At 64.7% G+C, this 5,626-nt stretch carries 6 protein-coding genes and 1 pseudogene; 2 read left to right on the forward strand and 5 right to left on the reverse strand.

Annotated features, from left to right (window positions below; genetic code table 11):
* Positions 1-1,234: cobyric acid synthase (locus EN745_RS28555; protein ID WP_127422791.1), on the forward strand; the 1,234-nt coding region annotated here is incomplete at its 5' end.
* Here the strand turns inward: EN745_RS28555 and EN745_RS28560 are convergent.
* The 4 genes and pseudogenes from EN745_RS28560 to EN745_RS28575 all read right to left on the reverse strand — a co-directional run bounded on the left by EN745_RS28560 (position 1,231) and on the right by EN745_RS28575 (position 3,680).
* Positions 1,231-1,652: pseudogene (locus EN745_RS28560) on the reverse strand (VOC family protein). The gene EN745_RS28555 and the pseudogene EN745_RS28560 sit on opposite strands and share 4 nt — an antisense overlap.
* A 91-nt stretch (positions 1,653-1,743) precedes the next feature.
* The gene (locus EN745_RS28565) at positions 1,744-2,574 is read right to left on the reverse strand and encodes a helix-turn-helix transcriptional regulator (protein WP_127422792.1); all 831 of its coding nucleotides are present in this window, start codon (positions 2,572-2,574) and stop codon (positions 1,744-1,746) included.
* Positions 2,575-2,672: 98 nt separating this feature from the next.
* Complete coding sequence (locus tag EN745_RS28570) at positions 2,673-2,843, reverse strand: hypothetical protein (RefSeq protein ID WP_126054125.1); 171 nt, start codon at positions 2,841-2,843, stop codon at positions 2,673-2,675.
* 51 nt (positions 2,844-2,894) lie between these two features.
* Positions 2,895-3,680 carry a TSUP family transporter gene (locus tag EN745_RS28575; RefSeq protein ID WP_127422793.1) on the reverse strand — a complete coding sequence of 262 codons (786 nt, stop codon included), beginning with the start codon at positions 3,678-3,680 and terminating at the stop codon, positions 2,895-2,897.
* Between the two features lie 114 nt (positions 3,681-3,794).
* Here EN745_RS28575 and EN745_RS28580 point away from each other — a divergent pair, with 114 nt between their 5' ends.
* The gene (locus EN745_RS28580; protein ID WP_127422794.1) at positions 3,795-4,223 is read left to right on the forward strand and encodes a TerB family tellurite resistance protein; all 429 of its coding nucleotides are present in this window, start codon (positions 3,795-3,797) and stop codon (positions 4,221-4,223) included.
* 33 nt (positions 4,224-4,256) lie between these two features.
* Here the strand turns inward: EN745_RS28580 and EN745_RS28585 are convergent.
* On the reverse strand, positions 4,257-5,626 hold a 1,370-nt coding region (locus EN745_RS28585), incomplete at its 5' end, for a dipeptide ABC transporter ATP-binding protein (RefSeq protein WP_145992173.1).

Consider the following 5,626-nt stretch of genomic DNA (forward strand, 5'->3'; position numbering starts at 1 on the left):
GAACCCGGTGCTGCTCAAGCCGCAAAGCGATGTCGGCTCGCAGGTGGTGGTGCAGGGCAAGGTGTTCGGCGAGGCCCGGGCGCGCGACTACCAGGCGATGAAGGGCCGGCTGATGGATGCCGTGCTCGACTCCTGGGGGAAGGTCGGCGAGGGCGCCGATCTCGTCATCGTCGAAGGCGCCGGCTCGCCAGCCGAGATCAATCTCAGGAGCCGCGACATCGCCAATATGGGTTTCGCGACGCGCGCAAATGTGCCGGTGGTGCTGGTCGGCGATATCGATCGCGGCGGCGTCATCGCCTCGGTCGCAGGCACGCATCTGATCCTGCCGGACGAGGACCGGCGCATGATCGTTGGCTACCTCATCAACAAGTTTCGCGGCGATGTCACGCTGTTCGACGACGGCATCAAGGCAATCGACAAGTTTACCGGCTGGCCTTGCTTCGGCGTGGTGCCTTGGCTGAAGGCGGCGGCGAGGCTGCCTTCCGAGGATTCGGTGGTGCTGGAACGGCTGGCCTCCGGCGAGAAGCGGGCGCTGAAGGTGGCGGTGCCGATGCTTTCGCGCATCGCCAATTTCGACGATCTCGATCCGCTGAAGGCCGAACCGCAGGTCGAGGTGGTGTTCGTGCCGCCCGGAAAGCCGCTGCCCGAAGATGCCGGGCTGGTGATCATTCCCGGCTCGAAGTCAACGATCGGCGATCTCTTAAAGTTCCAGGAGAATGGCTGGGACCGCGATCTCATTGCCCATCGCAAGCGGGGCGGCTATGTCGTCGGTATCTGCGGCGGCTTCCAGATGCTGGGCCGCAAGGTCAGCGATCCCGCCCGCATCGAGGGCAGCGTTACCGAGGCGGAGGGGCTCGGCCTGCTCGACATCGAAACAGTGATGGAACCGGAAAAGACCGTGCGCAATGTCAGCGCCCGCTCGGTGCAGTTCGATCTGCCGCTCGAAGGCTACGAGATCCATCTCGGCCGCACCACCGGCCCGGACATGGCGCGGCCGTCCGCCATCATCAACGGCATCGAAGACGGCGCCGTCTCCGCCGACGGCAAGGTGGTCGGCACCTACCTGCATGGGCTATTTTCCGCCGACGCCTTCCGGGCAAGGTTCCTGGAAAGCCTCGGCGTCAAAGGCGGCGGCATCGACTATCGCGCCGATGTTGAGCAGGCCCTGGACGAGGTCGCGGCCGAGCTGGAAGCCCATCTCGACTGCGAGACGATATTCGGGTTGGCACGTTAGCTGGCTGCCTCATCTGCCTTCGGCCAATAGGTGCCGAACGACCAGACATTGCCTTCCGGATCGCAGCATATGAATTCGCGGCTGCCATAGTCGCGGTCGATAAGCTCCTGCAGAATCGTGGCGCCGGCCTTTTTTGCCCTGGCGTGGGCGGCGTCGGCATCAACGACCGCGACATAGATCGACTTGCCGCCGCCAGCGCCTGGCTCGCCGACCATCTTGCCGTAGTCGTCGTCACGCGCGGTGCCGAGCATGATCATCGAGGCGCCGAAGACGAGCTCGGCATGATGCACGACGTCGCCTTCGCCATAGCGGGCGCGCACGGTGAAGCCGAGGCGTCGCACAGCCAGTCGATCATTCTGGCGGCGTTCTTGTAGCGCAAAGCGGGGTAGAGACGAGGTGCTTCGGTCGCGATCGACATAACAATCTCCCTTGTGTCGGTTGACGGAACACAGTCTCGGAGTAGGCCGCTCCGGCGTCTTGAAGAAATGTTACCTCGGCAGAGAAAGAGCCTACGCCGGCGCGAAAAGCGCGGTTGGCGTCTCACCGGCAAGTTGACGGAATTCGCGCACCAGATGCGCCTGATCGGCATAGCCGCAATCGGCGGCGATGCCGGCCCAGTCGTCTTCCTGCTGCTTGGACAGCGAGAGCGCCCGGTTGAAGCGCACGATACGCGACAGCGTTTTCGGCCCGATGCCGATCGCGTCGGAAAATTTCGTCGCGAGATGCTTGCGGCTCCAGCCGAGCTCATCTGCAAGCACCGAGATCCGCGTGCGTCCGCCGGAGCCAATGACCCGCCGGTAGGCCCAGGCGACCTCGGCTGACATCCACTTCGCCTCCGCCAGCCTGGCTGCGACGAAGCCCTCGGCGATCGCGAAGCGCGTGCTCCAGTCGCGCGCGTTGCCAAGCCTTTCGCGCAGCGCAATGCCTTCGAGGCCGAGCACGTTGTCGAGCCCGACCATGCGGTCGGTCAGCTCGCTCATCGGCAGGCCGAAGAAGCGGCGGGCGCCGAGCGGGGGAAAGTTGATCTGGACGCAGCAGGCGCCGCCGAAGGATTCGATCACCACCGGCCCGGCATAGAGGCCGGCGGTAAAGCTGGCAAAGCGGTCATTGTCGCCGGGATCGCGCCCGAGTCCGATGGCGAACGGTTCGGCGAAGCTGATGACCAGCGGCACGGTCAGCGAGGCATATTCGATGTTGCGGGAGCGGACGGGCAGCATTTCGCGATAGCCGCATATGTCGGTAATTGCGTCGGCAAGCGAAGGGCCAGGCACGCGCCGCACCATCTCGAACCTTCCCGCGGAAGGGTGCTGTTCATGATGGCGCTCTGTCTCAGTCGACATCGGCAATCCTCGCCGGCCAAATCTAACAGACCACATCCCGAAATCAAAAGCGCCCAGCTTCTCGCCGGGCGCTCCGAATTGCCTGAGATCTGAATGTGCTAGGCGCCGCGCATCATACAACCGGCGGCGAGCACGATGTAGCCGATGAGAACAATCCACACTGCGGCAAGGGGAATGAACGCAAGAACGCCAAGAGCGGCGAGAACGCCGATGATGGCGATAACAAGGGAGATAATGAAAATAAGCTGAGTAGGCGCACTGAGATTCATGTGTGGCTCCTCCAACATGATTCGTACGCCGGCATTGTATCAGCGGGGCCGTCACACACCAATGAACAGGCGCAACGGGTTCGCCGGGTCGGCCAGGAGCTTCACCGCCAGTGCCACGCAGACGACGACCAGCAGCGGCTTGATCAGTCTCGCGCCGATACGGATGGCAAGGCTGGCGCCGAGGCGGGCGCCGAAGAACTGGGCAACGCCCATCATCAGGCCGATCTTCCAGTAGACGACGCCGACGGCGGCGAAGACGGCGAAGCCGCCGATGTTGGAGGCGAAGTTGAGCAGCTTGGTGTGCGTCGTCGCTTTCAGCACGCCGTAGCCAGCGAGCGCAACGAAGGCCAGCATGAGGAACGAGCCGGTGCCCGGGCCGAACAGGCCGTCATAGAAGCCGATGGCTGGCACGACCGTGAGTCCGAACAGAAAGGGCGAAAGCCGCTCGGCGCGGTCGACATCGCCCATGTTGGGCTTGACGGCGAAATAGAGTGCAATCGCGATCAGCAGCAGCGGAAGCAGGGCGCGTAACGCGTCGCCGGGCACGATTGTCGCCAGCGAAGCACCGGCCGCGCTCCCGGCGAGTGCCAGGACGGCGGACGGAAGCTGACGGCGGACATCGACATGGCCATTCGCGGCATAGTGGATGGTCGCCGAACCGGAGCCGAACATGCCTTGCAGCTTATTGGTTCCCAGCGTCTCGAGCGGCGAGAAGCCGGCAAGAAGCAGTGCCGGAATGGTGATCAGAGCGCCGCCGCCGGCGATGGAATCGATGAAGCCGGCGGCAAAGGCGGCAAACGCGAGCATGACGACGGTGTGGGTGGCAAGATCGAGCATCGGGGGCTGCAAGGGTTGCGGCGAGGGGGACGGCAGGTTCCATCATGCCCGTCCCATTTGCGCAAGGCCGATTCCGCGCTAACTATCTGCGACGGAATCGCAAAGGGGAGGCCGATGGCAATGGCATTGCTCGACCAGATACGCTCGATCTTCGACGGCGATCCCGGCGTACGTAAGGTCGCGGACGATCCGGTCCTGTCGGCGGAATTGTTGATGCTGTTCCGCATGATCCTGGCCGATGGTTCCGTCTCGGAGAGCGAGATGGTCGCCTTCCGGCGCATCTGCAAGGAGGCGTTCGGCATTCCCGAGACGAGCATCGACAGCGTCATCGAATATCTCAACGACTTCGGCTACGAGACCAATGGTTCGCAGGCGATCGCGCTGTTCCGCGACCTCGACGTCGAGCGGCGCAAGCTGCTCGCCCAACACATGGCCGAGATCGCCAAGGCCGATTCGAAGCTGGCCGAGAACGAGGTCAAGCTCCTGCGCCGCACGCTCGACCTGCTCGACATCAGCCCGGTCGATGTGAAGCCGCAGGAATAGCCGGATTCGATGGCAGACGGCGCGTCTGGCCGCCTATCCCTGTTCCTGCAGCCTCCGCGCGATTGCCTGGTGCAGATCGGGCGCGGCTTTCACCAGCGCCTTGGCCGCGTCGGACTGCGGGTTGTCGAGCACCGCGCCGGTCTTGCCGCGCTCGACGATCCTGCCTTCGTGCATGACCAGCACCTCGTCGGTGATGGCGCGGGCGACGGTCAGGTCATGGGTGATGAACAAGTAGGCGATGCCGAGCTTCTGGTTGAGCTCGGCGAACAGGTTGAGGATCTGGGCGCGGATCGAAACGTCGAGCGCCGAGACCGGCTCGTCGGCCACGACCAGCTTGGGGCGGGTGATGATGGCGCGCGCGATCGACAGGCGCTGGCGCTGGCCGCCCGAGAATTCGTGCGGATATTTGTCCATGTCGCGCGGCCCGAGGCCAACCTCGTGCAGCGCGTGCGCCACGAGCTCGCGCCGCTCGGCGTTGGCCGGTTTTTTGGCCAGCACATGCAGCGGCTCGGCGACCAGTTTCTCGACCTTCTGGCGCGGATCGAAGGAGCCGTAGGGGTCCTGGAATACGACCTGCATGTCGCGCCGCACCGGCTTCAGCTCCGCCTCGCTGCTGCCGGTGATGGTCTCGTCGCAGAAACGGATCGTTCCCGAGGTCGATTTGTCCAGCGCCAGGATCATGCGGGCAAGCGTGGACTTGCCGCAGCCTGAACGTCCGACCAGCGCCACCGACTGGCCAGGTTCTATCGACAGCGAGACGTCGTCGACGGCGCGGAAGGGAGCGGCGCGCCGGAACAGCGAGCTGCGTCGTCCCGGATAGTCGCGGGTCACCCCTTCGACTTGCAGCAGGGGCCTGGCCGAGCCGGCGACGTGGGTTCGGGGGCGGGCCGGCACATGCATGGAAGCCTGCGCCAGCTGACGCGTGTAGGGATGGAGCTGCTCAGACAGCGTGCGTGCCGTGTCGCCGGCTTCCATCACCTCGCCATGGCGCAGGATGGTGATCTTGTCGGCCATCTCGGTCACCACCGCGAGGTCGTGCGAGATCAGCAGCAGGCCCATGCGGTTTTCCGCCACGAGGTCGCGCAACAGATCGAGGATCTGCGCCTGCAGCACCACGTCGAGCGCCGTGGTCGGCTCGTCGGCGATCAGGAGCTTGGGTTTCAGCGCGCAGGCGATTGCAATGACGACGCGCTGGCGCTGGCCGCCGGACAGCTCGTGCGGATAGCGCGACAGCGGGAATTTTGCCTCGGGCAGGCCGACCCGGTCGAGCACCTTGCGCGCCCGCTCCTCGGCTTCGGCGCGGCTTGCCTTGGTATGCCAGCGGATGCCTTCGGCGACCTGCTCGCCGATGGTCTTGACCGGGTTCAGCGCCGTCATCGGCTCCTGGAACACCATGCCGATGT

Source organism: Mesorhizobium sp. M4A.F.Ca.ET.022.05.2.1 (assembly GCF_003998845.1).
Lineage (GTDB): Bacteria > Pseudomonadota > Alphaproteobacteria > Rhizobiales > Rhizobiaceae > Mesorhizobium.

Excerpts from the sequence above, each read along its gene's own strand:
- EN745_RS28565 (WP_127422792.1), bottom strand. The coding sequence starts at position 2,574 with ATGTCGACTGAGACAGAGCGCCATCATGAACAGCACCCTTCCGCGGGA.
- EN745_RS28570 (WP_126054125.1), bottom strand. The coding sequence starts at position 2,843 with ATGAATCTCAGTGCGCCTACTCAGCTTATTTTCATTATCTCCCTTGTT.
- EN745_RS28575 (WP_127422793.1), bottom strand. The coding sequence starts at position 3,680 with ATGCTCGATCTTGCCACCCACACCGTCGTCATGCTCGCGTTTGCCGCC.
- EN745_RS28580 (WP_127422794.1), top strand. The coding sequence starts at position 3,795 with ATGGCAATGGCATTGCTCGACCAGATACGCTCGATCTTCGACGGCGAT.